20 protein-coding genes are annotated in these 23,122 nt (G+C 39.9%); 2 read left to right on the top strand and 18 right to left on the bottom strand.

Annotation, left to right across the window (positions count from 1 at the left end; translation table 11 throughout):
* Window positions 1-58: 58 nt before the first annotated feature.
* A complete protein-coding gene (locus CYTFE_RS0115455; RefSeq protein WP_027472529.1) occupies window positions 59-2,278 on the bottom strand; it encodes a PAS domain-containing sensor histidine kinase in 2,220 nt (739 codons plus the stop codon).
* Between the two features lie 175 nt (window positions 2,279-2,453).
* On the opposite strand from CYTFE_RS0115455, the gene hydF reads away from it, so the two are divergent.
* Window positions 2,454-3,671: a [FeFe] hydrogenase H-cluster maturation GTPase HydF gene (gene hydF / locus CYTFE_RS0115450; RefSeq protein WP_027472528.1), complete on the top strand. Its 1,218-nt coding sequence runs from the start codon at window positions 2,454-2,456 to the stop codon at window positions 3,669-3,671.
* Window positions 3,672-3,674: 3 nt separating this feature from the next.
* Here hydF and CYTFE_RS0115445 read toward each other — a convergent pair whose 3' ends face one another.
* From CYTFE_RS0115445 to CYTFE_RS0115420, 6 genes are all read right to left on the bottom strand, one after another.
* Window positions 3,675-4,220 (bottom strand): hypothetical protein, encoded by a 546-nt coding sequence (locus CYTFE_RS0115445; protein ID WP_027472527.1) that lies wholly within the window; start codon window positions 4,218-4,220, stop codon window positions 3,675-3,677.
* Window positions 4,221-4,281: 61 nt separating this feature from the next.
* Window positions 4,282-5,727 carry a lyase family protein gene (locus CYTFE_RS0115440; RefSeq protein ID WP_027472526.1) on the bottom strand — a complete coding sequence of 482 codons (1,446 nt, stop codon included), beginning with the start codon at window positions 5,725-5,727 and terminating at the stop codon, window positions 4,282-4,284.
* A gap of 54 nt (window positions 5,728-5,781) precedes the next feature.
* On the bottom strand, window positions 5,782-6,945 hold the full coding sequence (locus CYTFE_RS0115435) for a sigma-54-dependent transcriptional regulator (RefSeq protein ID WP_027472525.1): 1,164 nt from the start codon (window positions 6,943-6,945) through the stop codon (window positions 5,782-5,784).
* Between the two features lie 6 nt (window positions 6,946-6,951).
* Complete coding sequence (locus tag CYTFE_RS0115430; protein ID WP_027472524.1) at window positions 6,952-7,884, bottom strand: Ppx/GppA phosphatase family protein; 933 nt, start codon at window positions 7,882-7,884, stop codon at window positions 6,952-6,954.
* A 9-nt stretch (window positions 7,885-7,893) separates the two neighbouring features.
* Entirely contained in the window at window positions 7,894-9,228 is a 1,335-nt protein-coding gene (locus CYTFE_RS0115425) for an ABC transporter permease (RefSeq protein ID WP_027472523.1), read from the bottom strand.
* Between the two features lie 17 nt (window positions 9,229-9,245).
* Window positions 9,246-10,172 (bottom strand): ABC transporter ATP-binding protein, encoded by a 927-nt coding sequence (locus CYTFE_RS0115420; protein ID WP_027472522.1) that lies wholly within the window; start codon window positions 10,170-10,172, stop codon window positions 9,246-9,248.
* Between the two features lie 271 nt (window positions 10,173-10,443).
* On the opposite strand from CYTFE_RS0115420, the gene CYTFE_RS0115415 reads away from it, so the two are divergent.
* Entirely contained in the window at window positions 10,444-10,860 is a 417-nt protein-coding gene (locus tag CYTFE_RS0115415) for a hemerythrin domain-containing protein (protein WP_027472521.1), read from the top strand.
* A 396-nt stretch (window positions 10,861-11,256) separates the two neighbouring features.
* Here CYTFE_RS0115415 and carA read toward each other — a convergent pair whose 3' ends face one another.
* From carA to CYTFE_RS0115360, 11 genes are all read right to left on the bottom strand, one after another.
* Window positions 11,257-12,360 carry a glutamine-hydrolyzing carbamoyl-phosphate synthase small subunit gene (carA, locus tag CYTFE_RS0115410; RefSeq protein ID WP_244880333.1) on the bottom strand — a complete coding sequence of 368 codons (1,104 nt, stop codon included), beginning with the start codon at window positions 12,358-12,360 and terminating at the stop codon, window positions 11,257-11,259.
* A 235-nt stretch (window positions 12,361-12,595) separates the two neighbouring features.
* Complete coding sequence (locus CYTFE_RS0115405; RefSeq protein ID WP_027472519.1) at window positions 12,596-13,294, bottom strand: DUF6261 family protein; 699 nt, start codon at window positions 13,292-13,294, stop codon at window positions 12,596-12,598.
* Window positions 13,295-13,430: 136 nt separating this feature from the next.
* Window positions 13,431-14,771, bottom strand: a complete 1,341-nt coding sequence (locus tag CYTFE_RS0115400; RefSeq protein WP_027472518.1) for a citrate synthase — start codon at window positions 14,769-14,771, stop codon at window positions 13,431-13,433.
* 12 nt (window positions 14,772-14,783) lie between these two features.
* Window positions 14,784-16,121 carry an argininosuccinate lyase gene (gene argH / locus CYTFE_RS0115395; RefSeq protein ID WP_027472517.1) on the bottom strand — a complete coding sequence of 446 codons (1,338 nt, stop codon included), beginning with the start codon at window positions 16,119-16,121 and terminating at the stop codon, window positions 14,784-14,786.
* A 196-nt stretch (window positions 16,122-16,317) separates the two neighbouring features.
* On the bottom strand, window positions 16,318-17,409 hold the full coding sequence (locus CYTFE_RS0115390) for a M20 family metallo-hydrolase (RefSeq protein WP_027472516.1): 1,092 nt from the start codon (window positions 17,407-17,409) through the stop codon (window positions 16,318-16,320).
* Window positions 17,406-18,188: an acetylglutamate kinase gene (gene argB / locus CYTFE_RS0115385; protein ID WP_235208308.1), complete on the bottom strand. Its 783-nt coding sequence runs from the start codon at window positions 18,186-18,188 to the stop codon at window positions 17,406-17,408. Before argB ends, CYTFE_RS0115390 begins: the two co-directional genes overlap by 4 nt.
* A 17-nt stretch (window positions 18,189-18,205) precedes the next feature.
* Window positions 18,206-19,153 (bottom strand): N-acetylornithine carbamoyltransferase, encoded by a 948-nt coding sequence (locus CYTFE_RS0115380; protein WP_027472514.1) that lies wholly within the window; start codon window positions 19,151-19,153, stop codon window positions 18,206-18,208.
* 122 nt (window positions 19,154-19,275) lie between these two features.
* On the bottom strand, window positions 19,276-20,526 hold the full coding sequence (locus tag CYTFE_RS0115375) for a glutamate-5-semialdehyde dehydrogenase (protein WP_027472513.1): 1,251 nt from the start codon (window positions 20,524-20,526) through the stop codon (window positions 19,276-19,278).
* Between the two features lie 31 nt (window positions 20,527-20,557).
* Window positions 20,558-21,631, bottom strand: coding sequence for a glutamate 5-kinase (gene proB, locus CYTFE_RS0115370; RefSeq protein WP_235208307.1), 1,074 nt, complete (start codon window positions 21,629-21,631; stop codon window positions 20,558-20,560).
* Between the two features lie 35 nt (window positions 21,632-21,666).
* Window positions 21,667-22,467 (bottom strand): pyrroline-5-carboxylate reductase, encoded by an 801-nt coding sequence (proC, locus tag CYTFE_RS0115365; protein ID WP_027472511.1) that lies wholly within the window; start codon window positions 22,465-22,467, stop codon window positions 21,667-21,669.
* A 64-nt stretch (window positions 22,468-22,531) separates the two neighbouring features.
* A complete protein-coding gene (locus CYTFE_RS0115360) occupies window positions 22,532-23,119 on the bottom strand; it encodes an NUMOD4 domain-containing protein (protein ID WP_027472510.1) in 588 nt (195 codons plus the stop codon).
* Between the last annotated feature and the right edge of the window lie 3 nt (window positions 23,120-23,122).

The following is a 23,122-nucleotide window of genomic DNA, read 5'->3' as shown; positions in this document are numbered from 1 at the left end:
GTTTGTTGGGGATGGATGTATCCTCATCTCTCGCTTTGAATCGCCTATTAGGCTGTTTTTACCTGATTGGTAGGGTTACACGAAATTCTGAACCAGCATTTATAGTGCTGGTGACGGATATGGTGCCTCCATTTAGTTCTATCATCTCCCTTGATAATGAGAGACCTAATCCAGTTCCTTTCTCGGATAAAGTACCTTGTGTAGAAATAAAATCGTCCAGGTTAAATAATATTTTGAGTTTTTCGGCCTGAATGCCAACTCCACTGTCTTTCACATATATCGTTATGGTATCAGGTTGGTCGGTGGCTATGGAGCCGCATTCTACGGTGGAGTTTGGGTGAGAGAATTTTATGCCGTTATGAACCAGATTTCTAATGACAAATTTAAACATGTCTATGTCTGCTTCAATGTTGAGTTGATCCAAGACCTTATTTTGTAACTGAATGTTTTTGCTGTGGGCATTGGGCAGTAGTGACTCAAAGCAATCATTAATAATATCGTGTGGGTTGAAAGCTATTTTGTTGACTCTAAGCTGTCCCAGCTGTGATTTTGCCCAAGTGAGTAAGTCTTCCAGTAATTTGTAGGTCTGCCCGCTGGCTTCTAGTATTTTCTGCGTAAACTCCCTGATTTCCCGGGGACCAAATTCATCAATTTTTTTGTTGAGTAAGGTTGAGAATCCAAGAATGGCATTGAATGGATTCCGGATGTCATGGGCAATGACAGAAAATAGTTTGTCTTTGGTGTTGTTGAGTTGTTTTAATTTTTTTTCACTGGCTTTGAGCTCTTGTTCCATACGGTATTTCTGGGTGATATCTATCACCAGTCCAACGGCTTCTGTATGTTTTTTGTCGGCAGTTGCGATAGCCGAAGCAAAGATATCCGCCCAAAATTCTTTGCCGTTTTTGGTTAGGAATTTTCTCTGTATGTTGAAGTTATCTAAGATTTTGTGCTCAAATATTTTTTTGAGGTTGGATTGAGCGTCAGAAATCTCTTCTTTAATAGCAAAGTTAAAGTAGTTGTAGTTGGTACCCTCTTTGTCATTGTTGAATTCAAACATCTCTTTCAGACGTGCATTGGCCATGCGTATATTTCCTTTATGATCTAATACCCCAATGCCCATAATGGAGTTTTCAAAAATTGCGTCTAATCTATTTTTCTGTTCCTCCAAGGATTTTTCGGTCATTTTTAATTGTGAAAAATCCATGCCCACAGACTGGTATTCTACTATGTTTCCTGTGGAATCCATCAGAGCACGGTCTACCCATTTTTGCCATCGCTTGCTGCCATCTGGAAATACTATCTCTTGCTGGTATTCGATAAAAGGGTAGCTGGGCGATAATTTTTCAAGTTGCTGTCTGTATGTTTTTGCTTCTACTTGCCATTGTAGCTCAAATATGTTATCTCCAATAAGTTGCTCCGGTGTTTTGTTGAAATAATTGGCATAGTAGCTATTTACATAGCTGATGATTCCCTTGGTGTTAAACCTTCTGATCAAGGCAGGAGAATCCTCAACCAGGGTAGAGTAACGAAGCTCACTTTTTTGCAGGGCCGAAATGTTGTTTTTATATTGTGTAACGTCATGTACATACATGCAGAATCGTTCATTTTCCAATGGAAATGTACGCATGTTTAAATGTTTATTGAGGCTTTTGAAATAGAGTTCAAAGTTCTGCTTTTCTAAAAGCATTTGGGTGGCTCGCGCTGTGATTTCGGGAAACTCAGGAATAAATTGCTTGAGAGATTGGCCCACCAAACCTAGTTGATTAAAGACTTTTCCTGCAATGGAATTTGCTTTTAGTACAATTAAATCGGAAATGGCGTCGTCGGTGTATAAGGGTTTAAAAAGTAATATGCCTACTGGCGCATTGTCAAATAATTCATCGAGTAAAAATTTTTCTTTATGGAATTGTTCTTCCAACTCTTTTTTATAGGTGATGTCATCTTTAATAGCAATAAAACCGTTCAGCTTACCATCTTTTTTAATGGGCGATATTTTAGCCTCCTCCCATATCAGTCTTCCCTTTTTTGATTTGTTGAGGAATATGCCTTCCCATGTTTCGCCGCTCAGAATGGTCTTCCATAGGTTCTTGTAAAACTGTTCGTCGTGGTAATCGGTTCTGATCATTCTTAGGTTGGAACCCATGCTTTCTTTTCGCGAATATCCATACTTAGATACAAATGCGTCATTAACATATCGTATGTTGCCCTTTGTGTCGGTAACGACAACGATTGTTTCTAGTTCGTTTAATGCCAATTGTAGTTCGTCAAATTGAATCATAATCCCCTGTTAGTGCAGTAAAACACGAATGATATACAATAACGTAATTTTATTGATATTGTGCAACATGATTTTGGTTTGCTGCCATACAAATTGTATGAAGCGCTTTTGTTCTTTTTTTGGGTACTGATTACGGGGTATGTATGATAAAGAATTATTTACTTTGTAAATAAAAATGGCGAAGGATAAACAAGCTCATATTGGTGTTTTTGGAAGGAGAAACTATGGTAAAAGTACGTTGGTCAATAAGTTGGCAGGACAAGAGGTGGCCATTGTTTCGGATGTGCTTGGGACAACCACTGATCCTGTTAAAAAATCTTTTGAAATACCTGGCTTTGGTCCGGTAGTATTTATTGATACAGCCGGGATTGACGATGAAGGTCTTTTGGGTGAAAAACGGATTGAGAAAACAGAGAAGATAATTGAGCAGGTTGATTTGGCTATTTTGTTGATTAGTGATAATATTTTTGAAAGTCAGGAGGATAGGGTCATTAAGAAACTTAGGGAGCGTGATGTACCTTTTATTATCGTGTATAGTAAGAGTGACCTTTCAACACCCGATGATTCTTTGGTAGAGAAGGTGCGTACGTTGGATAGTGCTGGTTTTCTTGTGATGAATAAGGATACAGAGACCGAAGAATTGATCCGCTGTATTCAAGGGAGTATACCAGAATCGGCTTATTCTAATCCGAGTTTGTTGGGTGATATTGTTCAGCAGGGCGATATCGTTTTATTGATTACCCCCATTGATATTGAAGCTCCAGAGGGACGTTTGATATTGCCTCAAGTACAGGCAATTCGCGATGTTATTGATAATGATGCTGTTTGTATAGTGTTGAAGGAGCGCGAGGTGGATGCTTTTTTGATGAAGACAAAGGTGAAGCCGGCTCTGGTAATTACCGATAGCCAGGTGTTCTTAAAAGCTGATGCATCCATCCCTCAGGATATTCCTTTGACTAGCTTTAGTATTATGCTAGCACGTTTTAAAGGAGATTTTTCCAATTACTTACAGGGAACCCCTCAATTGTCTGAACTAAAAGAGGGTGACCGGGTGTTGCTGCTGGAATCGTGTACGCATCATGTTTCATGCAATGATATTGGTAGAAGTAAAATACCGCGATGGATTTCTAACTTCACGGGAAAGCAGCACAAGTTTGATGTGGTTGCAGGTTTCGATAAGTTACCCGTACCAATTGAAAATTATGCAATTGTTATTCAATGCGGTGGATGTATGATCTCACGCAAGCAATTGGTGAATAGACTAAAGCCTGCAGTAGATGCCGGAATTCCGGTTACCAACTATGGGATGGCCATAGCTTATGTTTTAGGAATATACAATAGAGCTGTGGCTCCCTTTGTGCAGGTAGATAGAAATGCCGCCGATTATTTATAAGTACTATGCCTCTAAAATACTTATTTCGTCGTATAGATTATCCGTCTTGTTGTCAATGGATTTCCAAAGTTTATGTTCTATTAGATATTTTTTAAGAATGAGGTGATAGGTGATGGGAAATTCGTCTTTCTTCCATATCTGCTCGTAGTTTAGCAAGCCAAGTTCTTTGATAAACCGATCAAGTTCTGAAATGATGGCCTGACAAAATTCCATAAAATCGCAGCCACTTTCTAATATTACCTCTGCATTGCTTTCGTCAAATATGTCCTTGGTTGAAATGATTCTAATCTTTAAATCCTTGCCATCTGTGGTATTGAGTATCCACTTGATACAGGAGGTCTCGTTAAACCAGTCAACCCATATCGTGTTGTCCTCATCCCAAAGATGCCTGGGTTCCACAACCATAGATACAAGTCCTTTTAGTAAATCATATAGTGGATTGCATATATTGGTTATTTCAAAGGATGTGTTTTTATTACCCACCAACAGACTTCCGGTCGCTTTGCCTGGAGGATGGAGATGGTACGTAAATTGAACTTGATCGCTCATATAGATTATTGTAAAAGATTGGTTAAAAATAAGAAAGAAGTTTTAAAAATATAACAAATGGTTAAATTTTATTATCAATAACATCATTTAAACGGTAGCCAAGTTTTAAAAGTTGTGCTGGTTTTAAGAGATGATCTAATGTTTTTGGATCAACTAACTGAAGCTTGGTGTTAGCTTCTGATATGCTGCAATGTTCAGTATTCATAAGGTCTGCCAACTGGGTTGCTTGATGGTAGCCTATGTAAGGCGATAGGGCAGTAGTGAGTGATGGATTTTTTAATATAGATGCTTTGTCTGGAATCTTTTTAAATTGTAAGCCTGTCAGTAAGTTATCGGTAATGGTTCGGTTGCAGGTAATGAGCAGTTTGGTGCTTTCTATCATGGCGTGACCAATGGTGGGTAGATAGGCATTTAAATCTAAGCAGCCCTGTGCGCACAGACTGCTAACCAATTGGTCATTGGCATATATTTTATGTGCGGATGATATGATGTACTCGCTAATAACCGGATTTACTTTCCCTGGCATGATAGAGCTTCCTACCTGTTTTTGAGGTAAGAGTATCTCTCTGTTTTTAAATAAGTCAGATGCCATTAGCCTGAGGTCGGCCGCCATTTTTTCCATGTTTACGGCATGTGCTTTTAGGCTAGCGTGCACTTCAACAAGGCTATCTAGATTGGACGTGGTGTCTGAAAGGTTTTCGGAGCGTGTGATGGGGAGTCCGGTTAGGCGTTGTAGTTGGCTGACCACCTCCATGATGAAATAGGAAGGGATTGCGATGCCTGTCCCGATGGCCCCTCCTCCCAGATTTACTTCTTTAATGCGTTCTGAACATTTGCTTACACGCCACCAATCGCGCGATAAAGCGTTGCCATACCCGCCAAAGAGTTTATCGTACGATGAGGGAACTGCTGTTTGCATTTGCGTGTATGCCTGGCGTAGCCGGTTACGTGTGTTTGTTTCGTTTTTTTCCAGTGCTTGCGTAGTGCGGTTGATGGAAACATCCAACTCTTTAAAGAGAAAAATAAGGGCCACCTTTAAGGCGGTGGGAATTACATCGTTGGTTGACTGGTATATATTCGCATGTTCAATGGGGTCGATAAAGTGATACTCACCCAATTCTTTACCTAATTTTTGCAATGCGAGATTGCTGATTATCTCATTTATATTTAGGTTGATGCTTGTCCCGGCTCCTCCTTGTATGGCCGGAATGATGAAATGCTCAAAGTAGTTCCCTTTGGATATGTCAATGGAAGCGCATTTTAATGCCTCTATCACTTCATCGGACATGAAATGTAGGTTTTTTTCGGGGTATTTTTGCAAGGCAGCTTGTTTGTACTTCTGGTAAGTCTTATAACAAGCATGCTTTACGATGCCAACTGCTTTAAACCACTCCTTATGAAAAGCCGTTGAATTAGGAAAGTTTTGTTTTGCCCTGAGCGAGTTTATTCCGTAAAGAGCATCTTTGGGAATTTCACAAGATCCGATAAAGTCTTTTTCAATACGCATGGCTTCGTGGAACTATTTTTTTATCAATGGCTTTTTTGTGAGTGTGAATAAGGCTTACATCTGTGGAACCGCATAGGTTTTTACGTCAGCGGAGGTAATGATGTCTGACGAAAGAATGATTAACCTTTCTATTACATTGCGGAACTCACGAATGTTACCTGTCCAGTTCAGTTTTTGAAGTTCTTCAATGGCTGACTCTTCAATCTTTTTTTCGCTGATTCCTAGTTCGGCACATATGATCGTGTTAAAGTGCGCAGCCAGTAAGGGGATGTCTTCTTTGCGATCGTTTAAAGCAGGAACATGAATGAGTATCACGCTTAGTCTATGGTATAAATCCTCCCGAAAGTGATTGTTTTTAATCTCTTCTTTTAGGTTTTTATTGGTGGCTGCCAATATACGGACATCTACTTTTATGTCTTTGTCACTACCCACACGGCTGATTACATTTTCCTGTAATGCACGTAATACTTTGGCTTGAGCATTCAAGCTCATGTCGCCAATCTCATCTAAAAAGATAGTTCCTCCGTTGGCTTGTTCAAATTTACCTTTGCGTTGTTTGTGGGCTGATGTAAAAGCACCTTTCTCGTGGCCAAATAGTTCGCTTTCAATAAGTTCTGAGGGTATGGCAGCGCAATTAACCTCCACAAAGGGATGGTCGGCACGTTTGCTTTTTTCGTGCAACCAGCGGGCTACCAACTCTTTTCCTGTTCCGTTTCCACCGGTAATTAGCACGCGGGCATCGGTTGGTGCCACCTTGTCAATCATTTCTTTTACTTTTTCAATGGCCTCAGACTCTCCTATCATGTCGTAGGTCTTACTCACCTTACGTTTCAAGACTTTGGTTTCTACCACCAAATCTTTTCGTTCCTGGGCATTGCGTATGGTCACCAATAATCGGTTTAAGTCAAGAGGTTTCTCAATAAAGTCATAAGCTCCTATCTTGATGGCTTCCACTGCGGTGTCTATGTTGCCATGTCCTGATATCATCACAACAGGAATTTCGTGGTTTTTGCCTACGATAATGTTTAATACTTCCATGCCATCCATGTTGGGCATTTTAATATCGCACAATACAATATCGAATTTATCTTTTTCAAAAAGATCAATGCCTTCTTCTCCATTTTCGGCTAGTGTAACCTCGTGGCTCTCGTATTCCAAAATATCTTTTAGTGTATTACGAATGCTTTTTTGATCGTCAATTACCAATATTTTTGCCATGTATTCTTACTTTTTGTTGTTTATTATTTGATAGATAGCGCCTTCTTTAAGTGCGTAACTGCACTGGAATAGTTCATCTAGGCTTAAATGATCGAGCATGAATTTAATAAAAATAGAGGCCAGTACAATCATTTCAACGCGGTCAGGATCCATCCGTTTCATTTTAAGGCGTTGTTGAATGGAGCTTTGTAAGTATTGACGATGTAGGTTTTCAAAGTGAGGTTTGCTGATTTGATAACTGGTTAGCTTGCTCATATCTAGTAAAGGGTGCTCCACGGCTGCTATCATGGCAGCCATGGTGTCGAAGGAGCCCGATGAGCCAATCAGTTTGCTGATTTGATGGTGTTGAAGTTCTTGGAGCAGAGGAGCTATCTTGTGCGCAATGATTTCTTCCGCATGTTTTATCTCTTCTGTTTGCATGGGATCAGAGGGCTTTACCAGTTCAAGCATTCTGGCAGCTCCTAACTCAAAGCTGTGTTTCCATACTACACCATCTGTATTGGCAATGATGAATTCGGTACTCCCTCCGCCAATATCCATAATCAGTACTTTCTCTTGTCCAATGGGTAATACTTGTTTTACCCCGTCGTAGATCAATCCGGCTTCCTGTGAGCCTTGGATAACTTGTATGTCAAGGTTAAATTTTTCTTTTACCTTGGATACGAAATCGCCTCCATTCTCGGCGGATCTGATGGCGGAAGTGGCAAAGCAGTGTATAGCATCTACTTCGTATTGAGCAATGGTGTCTAAATGTGTTTGAAGTGCTTTTAGTCCACGTTCGAATGCCTCAGGGGTGATGGTTCTTTTTTGAATGCCTCCTTTGCCAATCTTGGCAGGATATTTTGTTTCTGATAGAATAGTATAGCTGTTATTCTTGTCCACTCTGGCTATTAATAGATTAAAAGTATTAGTACCCAGGTCTATAATTGCAATTTGCATATGTGTTTTCTATTTTCCGGCTTGAATAAACCATTTCCAAATTTCCTTGTAACTCACTTTTTTACCGTACATCAAAATACCGGTTCTGTACACTCTTGCGGCAAACCAAGTAAATAATATGAATGAGGCAGTTAATATACTCATGGATAAAATGAGCTCCCATGGGGGCACATCGTATGGTATCCGGGACATCATGACTACCGGTGAGGTTAAAGGGATCATCGAAAACCAAAAGGCAATGTCGCCATGTGGATTTCGGAATGCAAATAGAGCAACATAAATGGATAGTATCAGGGGTAGCAATACAGGCATGACGAATTGTTGTGTTTCTGTTTCATTGTCTATGGCAGAACCAATGGCTGCAAACAGTGCAGAATAGATTAAATACCCACCAATGAAATAAAATAGGAACATGCCTAGGATGAAAGGAAGGTTCACATCTCCTATGATGTTGCTGATCTTTTCGAATACTTGTGCGGTTTCATTGGTGTTGAGTTGTTCATTTACCATTTGCTGGTTGCTGATGGATTGCGTTATTTCTTGAGTATTGCCTTTGTCCGTAAGTACTGCTTGTGCGCTAAATAGAACTCCTATAGTAAGGATGATCCATAAAAAGAATTGGGTGAGAGCCACTAAACCGATGCCTATAATTTTACCCATCATCAGTTGAAAGGGTTTTACTGAAGATATCATCACTTCAACAATGCGACTTGTCTTTTCTTCAATGACGCCTCTCATAACTTGCGTGGCATACAAAACCATGATCATGTAGATGAGAAAGGCGGATGCCATGCCTATAATAATAGCTATCTCGGCACTGCTTTGTTTCTCAGAACCATCTTCGTCTAGTCGCGTAGTTTTTATTTCTACTTTTAGTTGGTTTAACTCTTTGATCTTAACATCGAGCCCTTCTATATGGTAACTCTCAAGTTTTAATTGGCGGATATGTGCATTGAGGTTGGATTTGATATTGTCAATGACATCCATGGTTACCTGGCCTTCGGAGTACAGATGAACAATGGGTTTGTTCTGAAGTAAATCATGCTCAATAAGCAAGAGTGCATCAAAATGTTGGGTTAGCTCTTGTTTTGTTTGTTGCGCCTCTGTTGGTGCAAGCGTTTGGTATTTAATGTACTGTGTGCTATTTAGTGCTTGTGCATATTGTTGCGTGGAGTCGTCAATAGCAATGATCTTTTCTTTGGTGTCTTCCTGAGAGCTTAGCCAGGCTGGAACAAAGGCTATGGCAGCAAATATAATGGGGCTAAGGAAAGTCATAATGATAAAACTCTTCTTTTTGACCCGGGTAATATATTCTCGTTGTATAATTAATGATATCTTGTTCATGTTTGATAACTAAATGGTTAATAGGCAGCGTTTGATTTTTCTACGGCTTTAATAAATACCTCGTCCATGTTCGGTAGTATCTCTTGAAACGATCTTATTTTGAAGTCCGGGAGGAGGGTTGTGAGTAGGTGGTTGGTTTTATCTTCAGAGGTTAATTTGATTTTGGCGATAAAGCTATCGTGTTTTTTTACCAGTGACTTAATTTGATAATCGTCGTTTAGCTTTGCCTTAAAAAGATTGTCGTCGCCATTGAATTCGATCATGACTTCATTGTTTTTAAACGCATGTTTTACTTCTTCAACATTACCTTTTAGGATGCTTTTGGATTTGTTGATTAAACAAATGTTATCACACAGCTCCTCTACTGAACTCATGTTATGGGTGGAAAAAATAATGGTGGAGCCTTTGTCTTTTAGCTCTAGTATCTCCTGTTTTAGCAGATTGGCATTAATGGGGTCGAAACCACTAAAGGGTTCGTCGAAGATGAGTAATTCCGGTTCGTGCAAAACGGTGACAATAAATTGTACCTTTTGCTGCATGCCCTTTGATAGTTCTTCCACTTTCTTATCCCACCATGCGGCTATCTCAAACTTCTCGAACCAGTACTTTAGTTTCTTGAAAGCGTCAGATTTTGACATGCCTTTTAGGCGTGCCAGATACATGGCTTGCTCGCCCACCTTCATCTTTTTGTAAAGTCCTCGCTCCTCGGGCAAATATCCGACTCTATAAATGTCTTCTGCATTCAGCGGAATGCCATCGAATAGAATTTCCCCTTTGTCGGGCATTGTAATGTGATTGATGATCCGTATAAAGGTGGTTTTTCCTGCTCCATTGGGACCAAGAAGTCCAAAGATTTTATTTTTAGGAACCTGAACGTCTAGGTTGTCAAGTGCTAGGTGATTAGCATATTTTTTTACTACGCCTGAAGCCTCCAGTAAATTCATAATGTGAATGTGATGTTAATTATATTTCAAAAATAAGATTTTAACTGGAACTTCGTAAGTATTATTGAATTTATCCTGCAAAATAGCTCTCTGTACCAGGAATAATATAGTGACTTAAAATAATGTTTGAAACAGTCATTTACAATCAGTAAACTTATTGGTTTCAAAAGTATCCAAAGCAAAGGGAGGCTTAGTCGTGTCCATTACGGAATTAAATGGCTGCCTGTTGATGTTGTTGGCTAACTTGGTTTAAATTATTTAAAAATTCAAAATGAATACACAAAGATACAGAAAACAACATGAAGATATTTTAGGTGCTATTGATAAGATTGATAGGAAGCTAGATGTGGAAATGCTCATGTTCAATGCTCGTGAAGTTAGGTTGTTAATTTCGGGTTTGTTTGGGAAGTTGAAATTTCATTTGTCGATTGAAGATAAGGTGATATATCCCACCTTACTGCGGCATGAAGATTCAAATATTGCTCATACGGCTCAGCGGTTTTTTGATGAAATGGGGGATATTGTAGACTTGTTAAATTCTTATGATAAAAGGTGGTCCAATGAGCATAAGATAAAAGAAAGACCCCTTGAATTTATGGACGAGACGCAAGCGATTTTTAAAAAGTTGGTATTACGTACCAATGTTGAGAATAAAGAGCTATATGCATTGGTAGATGAGTTGCCTTAATAGATTATAATAATGAAATTTTCCACTTGCTAGGTGTTCTTATTGATTGTTGTATATTGATCATGAGGGACTTTGAAATTGATCTCTCCGGGAATAAAGGGACGTTTAGAGACATGTCAATCTTTAAAACTGATGCGAGAAGATCATAGAAGCTCACAATTGGGCAATAATTATATTTGACGATTCTCAATAAATGAGTAATTTCCATTAGAATACTCAATTACCTGCAAATATACAGTAGAGGTGCCCAAAACAATACGCGGGGGCTGTGTTGGTAAGAGATGTGCAGTTGTGTATTTTTAGAGATGGTGGGTAGGTTAAAATTGTTTTCCGAATGATGTATTGAGCGCATCTATTGCAATGTGTTTAATACATCATTCGGGAAAACGGTGATTATTATTTTTTACTTTCCTCAATTAAGTGGATAAAGTCGTCGAATAAAAATTCGGTATCTGTTGGCCCACTTGAAGCTTCTGGGTGAAACTGAGTGGAGAAAAAGGGTTTGGACTTGTGTCTGATTCCCTCGTTACTTTGGTCGTTGATATGGATAAATAAAGGTTCCCAATCATCGGTTAAGGAATCATTATCTAAAGCATAACCATGGTTTTGTGAGGTGATATAGCAATTGTTGGTGCCTACTCTTATGGCAGGGTGATTATGGGCACGGTGACCATATTTTAATTTGTAGGTACTACCTCCGGCGGCTATACCTAGTAGTTGGTTGCCCAGGCAGATGCCAAAAATAGGCTTCCCTATTTCGATGGCTTTTTTAATGTTTTCTACCGTAATAGAGCACATCTCCGGGTTACCTGGACCGTTTGAAAGCATAACACCATCATAGTCCTCTTGTGTAAAGTCGAAGTCCCAGGGTACCTGAATCACGGTAGTGTCTCTTTTCAGGAGGCAGCGTAATATATTATATTTTGCACCTGTGTCCACAAGAACCACTTTGTGTTTTCCTTTGCCGTAAACTTTTCTTTCTTTGGTGCTTACTTGAGCCACCAAGTTATCCTGATTGGGATCGTATTGATCGATGTCTTCGTCATCGATCAAAATTTTTCCTAACATGGATCCTTTTTCGCGAAGGATCTTTGTTAATGCACGCGTGTCAATGTCAAATATACCGGGAACTTCGTTTTTTATTAACCATTCGCTAAGAGAGCTTTTGGCATTCCAGTGACTATATTCAAAGGAGTAGTCAGAAATAATCAATCCGGAAATATGAATTTGATCTGACTCGTAAAATAATGGAATACCATGTTCCTCTGTTTCGTCTTTAGGTACTCCGTAGTTACCAATCAAAGGGTAGGTAGAAACCAGAATTTGTCCTTTGTACGATGGGTCTGTTAAACTTTCGGGGTAACCGGTCATGGCAGTGTTGAAAACAACCTCTCCGGAAATTGACTTGTGGTATCCAAAAGATTTACCTTCAAAGACAGTTCCATCTTCGAGTACCAATTTAATTCCTTTTATTTCAGGCATAACATCAAGATAATCCATTATTTAATGCGGAGTAGCTACTGCGTTGTACATGCTTAAAACTCCGTAATTTGTTCCGGGCGCAAAGGTAGTAAATAAATATATTTCCAGGTGTCTAAAATTTGTTTTTTATTGGTGATATGGAGCTTGCTGCAGTCGTTATTGTCCTCGGTGATAAAAGTTTTATCCTAGCAGCTTTCAATGGATAAAAGAAAGGGGGCCTGATCACCGTCAAATTGAATATTTTTCCCTGTATTTATTTTTTTTCTTCCAGCGATTTTGTCCGGGCATTGCTATGGGTAATGATTTGATGAATGGTCTTAAAAAAGGTGTCGTAGTTGTTGTTGGTTTGTTGCATGCTGTTTAGGTAGTTTATCAGTTGGTTATTTATTGTGTCCAAGATAAGTCTTTTGATGCTTCTGGCACTTTCTTTCATGCCTATGCGTATCATTTTTGATTTTTCAAGTTTTAGCGCATTTTCAAAATCTTGTTGGGCTTGCTTAAGCGCATCGCAAATAGTTTGACATGATGGTATTTGATGTATATCAACTTGAATGTGAGGTTCATCTAGGTCTTTTAGTAAGGAATGTATAATAGATGATTCGATCGTATAACCTTCGTTGATCATTCCCATTCCATATTTATCGAACACCTGTTTTACTTTTGCACTTGCTTTTTGAATGTTGTTGTCTGGGTGGTGCATATGATCATTGAGGATGTTAAGTAATGCACGTATTTTGTCGTCGCGTATCAGGTCTTTTTCTTCTACGTCTGAATCTTCATTGCTTTGGTTCATTGCCTCGTATAAATCTTCATATTGAATGGTAAGTTTACCAAACAGGTTACTCAAGAAAACATCTGATTTTAACGGGCTATGATTGAATTCATCAATCATATGTTTGGTGCAGCAGGCTACTTCTGTATGGAGACTTTGATGAATTAACTTTTCCGTCATGGTTGGGTAGATTAAAAGATTTAAACCAGTTTCAATTTACAATTTTTTGTTTAGTAATTGAAAAAAAAGTCATAAAAAAGGCTGTCTGATGTTTCCCCCACAGACAGCCTTTTCATTACCCAATCAACAAAAACACTTATCTCGAATCTAATGGAAGATAAGTAGAGCGATCTATTACACACTTGTATGCCGGACGAATGATTCTTCGGCTCGAGAATGTAACCTCCTCTATGCGATGCGCTGCCCATCCTGCAATGCGGGCAATGGCAAATATAGGAGTATATATTTCTTTGGGGATTTTGATACATTCGTATACAAATCCCGAATAAAAGTCAACATTAGCGCAGACTATTTTGGCATTTTCTCCCTTGAAGCTATAAAAAACTTCAGGGGCTAGTTCTTCTATAAGGGTGTATAGGTTAAACTCATCCATACGGCCTTTCTCTTCAGCTAGCTCTCGTGCTTTTTCTTTCAACAATACAGCCCGGGGATCTGAATAGGTATAGATGGCATGGCCGATGCCGTAAATTTTTCCGGTGTGGTCAAAAGCTTCTTTCTTAAGCAGTTTAAGCAGGTAGGCAGATAGTTCTTTTTTATCACTCCAATCCTTGACATTTTCTTTGATATTATTCATCATGTCAATTACTTTTAGATTAGCGCCACCGTGCAGTCCTCCCTTAAGCGACCCTAAAGCTGCGGCAATGGCAGAGTAGGTGTCGGTTTGAGCTGAGCTAACTACCCGAGTTGTAAATGTGGAGTTATTACCGCCCCCGTGTTCTGCATGTATTACCAAAGATAAATCCAGTAAGTCAGCTTCAAGTTTTGTATACTCATTGCCCTTTAGCATATAAAGAAAATTTTCTGCCAGGCTTAGGTGTTTCTGAGGGTGGCGGATGATCAATGACTTACGCTGAAAAGAGTGACGCATGCCATAGTAGGCATAAGCAACAATAACAGGGAATTTAGCAATTAAACTAATGGCCTGTTTCATGATGTTTACATGGCTATAGTCCTCTGCTTCTTCATCTGCCGCATATAAACCAAGTACCGAACGAGCTAACATGTTCATAACGTCTCGTCCCCGCAGTGATAAGATCATGCTTTTGGAGAAGAAGGGCGGTAGTTCACTTTGTTCGGCAAGGTATTCCGTAAAGTCATTGAGTTCGGTCTGGTTGGGCAGCTGTCCTGTGAGTAGTAAGTAAGCTGTTTCTTCGAAACCATGACGGCCAGTGGATAGAAATCCTTTGGCCAGATCTTTAAGCTCGATACCACGATAGTAAAGTTTTCCTTCGCAGGGAACTAGTTTACCATCTTCGTTATTGTATCCGACCACATTTCCAATATGGGTTAAGCCAACCAGTACACCTGAGAAATCGGCATTACGCAAGCCCCTCTTGACCCCCATTTGGTCAAACAGTTCTTTTTCGATTTCGCAAGATTGTACGGCCATCTTAGCCAGATTTTCCAATAATATCATGTTCTCTTTCTCCTATTTTAGTTCCAATAAAGACTTTAATGCCTTGTTAACTTTTTCAAAATTGAAGGAATCAATGAGGCCTTCCATTTTTTGTTGAACTTGTTGATTGCAGAGATTTCCTATGCTTCCCTCGTGCGTGTGTGCTACGTTTATCTCGGGGTCAAACGCTCCATCTTCAATCATCTTTCCAATTTGTTTGTAAGCATCTCTAAAGGGGATGCCCTGCAAAACTAATTTATTGACTTCTTCAACGCTAAATGCATATTTGTACATTTCGTTTTGGAGTACATCTTTTTTTATGGTGATGTTATTTACCGCAAACGTAGCTAAGTCCAAACAGCTGATTAACTCATCAAAGGCAGGTAAAAAGTTCTCCTTAATAAGTTGTAGGTCTCTGAAGTAACCGGAAGGAAGGTTTCCTGTGATTATCCCTATGCTTTCTGGAAGTGCTTGAATTTGATTGCATTTGGCTCTGATTAGTTCAAAAACGTCAGGATTTTTTTTGTGAGGCATGATGCTCGATCCCGTGGTTAATTCTCCAGGGAGGGTTAAAAAACCAAAGTTCTGACTCATATATAAACATGCATCCATGGCAAATTTCCCAACGGTATATGCCACAGAGCTAAGTGCCATAGCTACATTTTTTTCTGTCTTTCCTCTTCCCATCTGGGCATATACTACATTGTAGTTCATGTTGTCAAATCCCAGTAGGCTGGTAGTTAACTGTCTGTTTAGAGGAAAACTGCTGCCATAGCCGGCTGCTGCACCCAGTGGGTTTTGATTGGTGATTTTCCATGCCGCCTTCAGCATCTGCATATCGTCGGTCAGGCTTTCTGCATAGGCTCCAAACCATAGCCCAAATGAAGAGGGCATAGCCACCTGTAAATGTGTATACCCAGGAATAAGGTAGTCTTTGTAGTTTTCGCTTTGTGTTTGCAGGGCTCCAAAGAAATCCTGAACTGCCTCTACAACTTCTTCAATCTTTTTACGGATAAAAAGTTTTAAATCCAACAGTACCTGATCGTTTCTTGATCTTCCACTATGTACTTTTTTACCGATGTCCCCCAGACGCTCTGTTAACATCATTTCCACTTGAGAATGCACATCTTCAATGCCATCTTCAATTTTAAAGTTACCCTCAAGTGTGGTAGTATATATGTTTTGTAACTCACTTAATAGTTGATCTAATTCGTTTTTTTGTAATAATCCAACGCTCTCGAGCATTGTGATATGTGCCATGGTTCCTAATACATCAAAAGGAGCCAGATACAGATCCATTTCACGATCCTTACCTACTGTAAAACGTTCAACTTTATCGTTTACTTTTATGCCTTTGTCCCAAAGTTTCATTTATCTCTATTCACTTTTTTGCACACCCCTTGCTTTTGGCAATTGGTTGCTTATTATTGATATTCTCCCCCCAAGTAATTTAAAAAGATGGTAATTACGGATTGTCAACAGCGTTATCACTATTTCTTATAGTTGAGGCAAATATAAGTTAATAAACTTATAAATTCAAATTGAATTGTTAAAAATATGATATTTATCACATGATTTTATCGTTTATGTAATGGTCTAATTGTAAGTCATTTAATAATTGAAAGTATATTTTAATTCCTTCTTCTATTTCGCTTATTCTGATATACTCATCTGCGGTGTGGGAACGTGCAGAATCGCCGGGTCCTATTTTTAAAGTGTTAAATGTCATCAGTGCTTGATCTGATGTTGTTGGTGAACCATAATAGTTTCTACCTAGTTCTAATCCTCGTTGAACCACTGGATGTTCCAAGGGAATATAGGAGCTGTTTAAGCGTACACTCCTTGGGCTAACCTTGCATTTTACCTTGCTTTGTATAAGGTCGGCGGCCTGTTGATTTCTGTATTTTTCGTTGAGGCGAACGTCCACTACAAATTTACAGCTATCGGGGACTACATTGTGTTGAGTGCCTGCTTGTATCTGTGTAACGGTCATTTTTACAGGGCCAAAAAGGTCTGATGTCTCAGGGAATTGGAAGGTTTTAAACCATTCAATATCGCACAAGGCCTGGTATATGGCATTGAGTCCCTCATTTCGGGCAGCATGACCTGATTTACCTTTGGCTTCACAGTCTAATACCAATAATCCTTTTTCGGCCACTGCCATCTGCATTTGAGTTGGCTCCCCAATAATACCCAGATCTATAGTGCCCAGCTCATCTAGTATAAGTTCTACTCCATTTTTACCCGATATTTCTTCTTCGGCGGTTGCTGCGTAGACAAGATTATAGGGTTGCTCTTTTTCTGATAACAACAAGAAAGTAGCCAGCAAAGAAACCAGTGGACCGCCTGCATCGTTGCTTCCCAGTCCATAAAGGGAATCGCCTTCTAATGTTGCTTCAAAGGGTGGATAGGTCCATTTGGATGATGGTTTTACCGTGTCTAAATGAGAGTTTAACAGGATGGTAGGTTTGTTGCTGTTTCTTTTGCTCGCCCAAACCCACACGTTGTTTTTTTTTCTATTAACGGACAGTTTTTTTTCTTTTAAAAAAAACTCCATTAAATCAGCTGCTTGGTCCTCTTGCCTGCTTAATGATTCTGTGTCAATCAGTTTTTTCAACAGTTCAATGACTTCCTTACTGTAGGTCTGGATGCTTTTCATGATTCATTCGTTAGTATGGTTCCGGTATCTATACCTTCCTTTAGTCCTTGTGTATTGGTGATCATCACCTTTTTAACCCCGTTTGTAAGTGCGTTAAATCCGTTATCTAGTTTGGGTATCATGCCTGCTGCAATAGTACCACTTTCTTGGTATTGTTTGAATAGTTTGTATGTTAAGTTTGTAATAACAGTGTCATCATCATCAGGATTGCTGAGGACGCCTTTCTTTTCGAAGCAATATATCAGTTGTACATCGAACTCTTGTGTCAGGGCGCTGGCTAACGAAGAGGCCATGGTGTCGGCATTGGTGTTAAGCATGTTTCCCTTGCCGTCGTGTGTTAAGGGGGCGATTACTGGTACAACATCCCTTTGGATCAATGTAGTTAGTTCTTTAATCTGTACTGACTTAACATCGCCAACGTAACCGTAGTCGATATCTTTAACAGGGCGCTTAATGGCTGTGATGAGATTGAGGTCGGCACCTGTTAAGCCTACAGAATTAACTCCTTTGGCCTGCAATGAAGCAACGATATTCTTGTTGACTAAACCGGCATATACCATGGTTACAACTTTGAGTGTTTCCAGGTCGGTGATTCTTCTGCCGTCGACCATTTGCGTTTCAATACCCAGCTGTTTTGCAATTTTGGTTGCCGATCTACCTCCTCCGTGAACCAGTATTTTATGTCCTTGTAGGGCTGCGAAATCATGAAGTAGTTCTTGCAGTGATTCTGGCGTTTCAACAACTTTGCCTCCCACTTTGACGATGGTTATTTTTTGCATGATATGTTTTGTTTTGCTTACAGACTTTCTAAAATTCTTTTGATCACGGTTTGTGCCGAAACAACTCTGTTGGCAGCTTCCTGTACTACTAGTGAATTTTCGCTTTCGATTACGCCATCGCTCACAATCATGTTTCTGCGTACAGGAAGGCAGTGCATGAATTTGGCTTGGTTGGTCAAAGCCATTTTTTCTTCGTCAACTGTCCAATCTTTGTCCTGTGAAATAACCTGTCCATATTGTTTAAAGGAAGACCAATTTTTGGCATATATAAAATCGGCACCTTCGAAGGCTTTACGTTGATCGTATTCTACTTCAACGCCAGCAGTGAATTCTTCGGCTAACTCATATCCTTTGGGGTGGGTGATAACAAATTCCACATCAGCTTCTTTCATCCATTCAGCAAATGAATTGGCTACTGCCTGGGGGAGGGCACGGGGGTGGGGAGCCCAGGTTAGTACTACTTTTGGACGCGCCTTAGATTTGTGCTCTTCGATGGTAATTAAATCAGCGAAAGCTTGTAAAGGGTGGCGTGTGGCAGATTCTAAACTGATGACAGGAACACCTGAATACTGGATAAATTGATTGATGACTTTCTCTGTGTAGTCATCTTCTTTGTTTTCAAAGGTAGCAAAAGATCGAACGCCAATCATATCACAGTATTGTCCAATTACCGGAACAGCTTCCTTGATGTGTTCTGGTTTGTCGCTGTCCATTACCACGCCCATTTCGGTTTCTAGTTTCCAACCGTCCTTGTTGATGTCAAGTACCATTACATTCATGCCCATGTTCATGGCAGCTTTTTGTGTGCTTAAACGTGTACGAAGGCTGGAGTTGAAAAATACCAGTATGATGGTTTTATTCTTTCCTAATTCTTGAAAAGCATAAGGGTTTTGTTTTACTTCAACGGCATCCTGTAATGCTTTCTTTAGGTCTCCTATATCTTCAACTTTTAAAAATCTTTTCATATGTTTATAATTTGTTTCTTAATGGCCATATGGAACTCACAGAGACGAATCATGCTCTTGTGTGAGAAATCCTTTATCATGGCTTGTTTTATGTGTTAATTATATTGTTGTTTAAGCTTGGTTTATGCAGGACGGATATTACCATTTCCTTTGATCAACCACTTATAACTAGTTAGTTCTTTTAGTGCCATTGGTCCACGGGCATGTAATTTTTGGGTGCTGATACCTATTTCGGCACCCAGGCCAAACTGAGCACCGTCGGTGAAGGCTGTGGAGGCATTTGCATACACAGCAGCAGCGTCTACTTCATTGAAGAATCGTGCAATTGCTTCGCTGTCTTCTGCTACAATCGCTTCACTGTGTTTGGAGCTAAAGGTATAGATGTGATTGAGCGCTTCGTCTAAATTGTCCACCGTTTTTATGGACATTTTATTGGATAAGAACTCTGTTCCGTAGGATGCTGGGGTTGCTTTTTGCAATAGCTTAGGAGGATAATTATCCTTCAGACTGGCAAAAGATGCATCGTCGGCAAATACTTCTACGTCAAAGGCTTTTAACTCCCTCATGATCGATGGTAGCTCTTTTAGTTGGCTTTTGTGTAGTACCAAGCAGTCTAGAGAATTACATACGCTCGGTCTTCTGGTTTTAGCATTGGCTACAATATGTGATGCTTTTTCAATGTTGGCTGACGCATCCACATAGGTATGTACGATACCGGCACCTGTTTCGATGACTGGAATATTGGCATTGTCGCGAACCGAATTAATAAGACCCTGCGATCCTCTGGGGATGAGTATATCCACATATCCTACTGCGTTCATCAGCTCGTTGGCTGCCGATCTGTCTGGTGGTAACAGTTGTAGTAACTCCGGATTCAAGCCTTGTTTCTCTAATACCTGATGAATTAAAGCAACAATGGCCTTGTTGGAATAATTTGCATCACTACCACCTTTAAGTACACAGGCATTTCCTGATTGCAGGCAAAGTGAAAAAACATCGAAAGTTACATTGGGACGAGCTTCGTAAATAACACCAATCACACCCAGTGGGACACGTACTTTTTGTAGAGTCATGCCGTTGTCCAGTGTTTTTTCTTCCAGTACTTCGCCAATGGGAAAGGGAAGCTTGGCTACGTTGCGAATATCTGAGGCGATGGCTTCTATTCGTTCCTTACTTAGCATCAGACGGTCGTATCTGGGGTCTTCCTTGTCCATACGCTCCAAATCCTTTTGGTTGGCCAGTAGGAGTGCAGGGATGTTTTTCTCCGCTTCGTCTGCCAATTGGTTCAATAAGGCTGTAATGTCATCCTTACATATTCTGGACAACCCGCGTGCGGCTTCTTTAACTTTTTCGAACTGTTGTAAACATTGCATGCTATGAGTGATTTAGAATTTGAACGTATAATTAAAATAAATACAAATAATCATAATGGATTAGCGGCTGATATTTATTATCGTGCAGATGTTCATCGGCCTTCGATCGGTCGTACTTGGCCCTTCCTATCCCTATTGCTTTCCCATCTTCAGACATAATTTTTAGCAAGTCGCCCTTTTTAAAGTTACCCTGCATATGTGTCACACCGGCCAATAATAAACTGGTAGCTTTTTCTGAATTTAAAGCTTCCATAGCACCCTGGTTAATATAAACCTGAGCATTGGCAAATGCTTCAGAGTAGGCCATCCATTTTTTTACAGCGGGGTATTTTTCTCCCTTTGTAAAATGAGTGTGTTCTACCTTTTTGGGGGCGTTATTTAAGTCAATCAATATGTTCTTGATGGTGCCATTGGCGATGTGGACCGATATGCCTGATGCTGCCGTCTTTTGCGCTATCTTACATTTGGTTAACATCCCTCCACGGCCGAAATTAGATTTGGTGGTGGAGATATATGCTGATAAATCGGTGTGAGCGCTGTCGATGGTTCTGATCACTTGTGTGTCCTTTTTATCGGGGTTTCCGTTGTAGATGCCATTGATATTGCTCAAGATAAAAAGTGCCTCGGAGTTCATCATGGTTGCTAAGAGTCCTGCCAGTTCATCGTTGTCGGTAAACATAAGGGCTGTGACAGATACTGCATCGTTTTCGTTGATGATGGGAACGATATCATTGTCCCATAAAGTTGAAAGGCAATTTTTCATATTCAGGTAGTGCTCTCTGGATCTGAAGTCTTGTTTGGTCACTAAAACCTGTGCGCATTGGATATGATGTTTCTCGAACTGTGTTGAATAGGTGTTGAGTAATTTTACCTGGCCAACCGAAGATAGTAGTTGACGAGAAGAAACGGTGTCTGTTTTTTTGTGTACCTGCACCATTGACCTGCCTGCCGCAACGGCTCCGGAAGAAACTAAAATGATTTTTTTGTTTCGGTCGTGCAGCTGGGCTATTTGGTCCACCAAGTGTGATACTCTTTGATCATGAAGAGTGCCGTCGTCTTTAGTGAGCACATTGGAGCCTATTTTTATTATAATGGATTTATACACTTTTTCTAAGATTGTGAGCTATGGGTTTCTTGAACTTACTTACCGTTCTCAATTTTATTAAATGATGTTAATACTCCTTTGATGAGGGCAGAGCTAAAGCCCTGGTGTTCCATCTCGTTTAATCCGGAGATGGTAACACCACGTGGTGTTGTCACCTTGTCTATTTCTTCTTCGGGGTGTGTGCCTGCTTTGATCAGAAGCTCAGCGGCTCCTTTTACAGTTTGCGCAGCCACCTGCAATGCCAGGTTTGAGCCAAAACCAATTTCTATCCCTCCTTGTGTAGCAGCACGAATAAAGCGTAAGGCATAGGCTATTCCGCAAGCAGCCAGAACAGTGGCAGAAGACATCAGTTCTTCGGGAATAATCAGTGCTTGTCCAACTTGCTCAAAAAGGGTAAGTACAATTTGTTCCTGCTCTTGGTTGGCATGGTGTGCCGAAATACAGGTCATTGACTCCCCAATGGCAATAGCCGTGTTGGGCATGGCTCTGAATATAGGGAGTTCTTTTTTGAAATATTTTTCAATGGACAAGGCGTCTATGCCAGTGGCCAAGGAGATAATGATGGTACCTTTTTGAACGTAAGGACTAATTTCTTCTATTACCTGTTGAATCTGATAGGGCTTAACAGCTAAGAAAATGATGTTGGCATCTGTGGCAGCTTCTATGTTGTTGGAGCTAATGCGGATGTCAAGCTCTTTTAGTGTTTGTATAAGATGGGTTCTGCGTCGGGTGACGGTGATGTTGGACGCAGCAACGATGTTTGAGTTAACAATACCTTTGGCTATGGCTTGTCCTAAGTTACCGCCACCTATAATTGCTATTTTTTTGTTTTTCATAATATGACTCTGTTTGATATTCGAGTTTCATTCACGAATAACAAGCAGATGGTCATTTCATGAACTAATACTCTACACCATTAATTTCTACTTTAACGTGTCCCCAATTTTCTCCCGATTTTATTCGGTATAGTTGCATCTCACTAATGCCAAACTGTTTGGCAATAATCTTTAAGCGTGATTTGCGCTTGGGGTCAAATATTTTTCGCTTCAAACGAATTACCTCGGTCGACGACAGTTTGTGTCCTTGAACCGTTTTTCGTCCTTTTTGTTTTTCTCTTGCCTCTAATACCGACGGGTTGTGCTGCTGATGTTTAAAAACTTCTTCCTTGGTACTCCATTTAAGATTCTGGATGTAGTTGTTGTTTTTGTTGTAATCTACATGAATCACAAATTTAGCATCTTCCCTGTCGTTTTCAATAAAATACTGAGCAACTAATTTATGAATGTAAAAAGTTTTAGACTTTCCAAACGGCCGAACCGGCAATGTGGCATAGCCTCTTAGTCTACCTCCTTTAATGAGATCTCCTTCTTCCAATTTGTCGATGTAACTGATTACTCTCCCGTAATTGGATATGGCGTACTTTTTTTTCAGAGCACCTTCTTCAAAATCAATGTCTTTCCACTCTTCGTTCCAGAAAAATTTAATCATAGC

The sequence above is a fragment of the Saccharicrinis fermentans DSM 9555 = JCM 21142 genome (genome assembly GCF_000517085.1).
GTDB lineage: Bacteria > Bacteroidota > Bacteroidia > Bacteroidales > Marinilabiliaceae > Saccharicrinis > Saccharicrinis fermentans.
The sequence above is the reverse complement of the archived record's forward strand: the minus strand, read 5'-3'. Positions and strand labels throughout refer to the sequence as shown.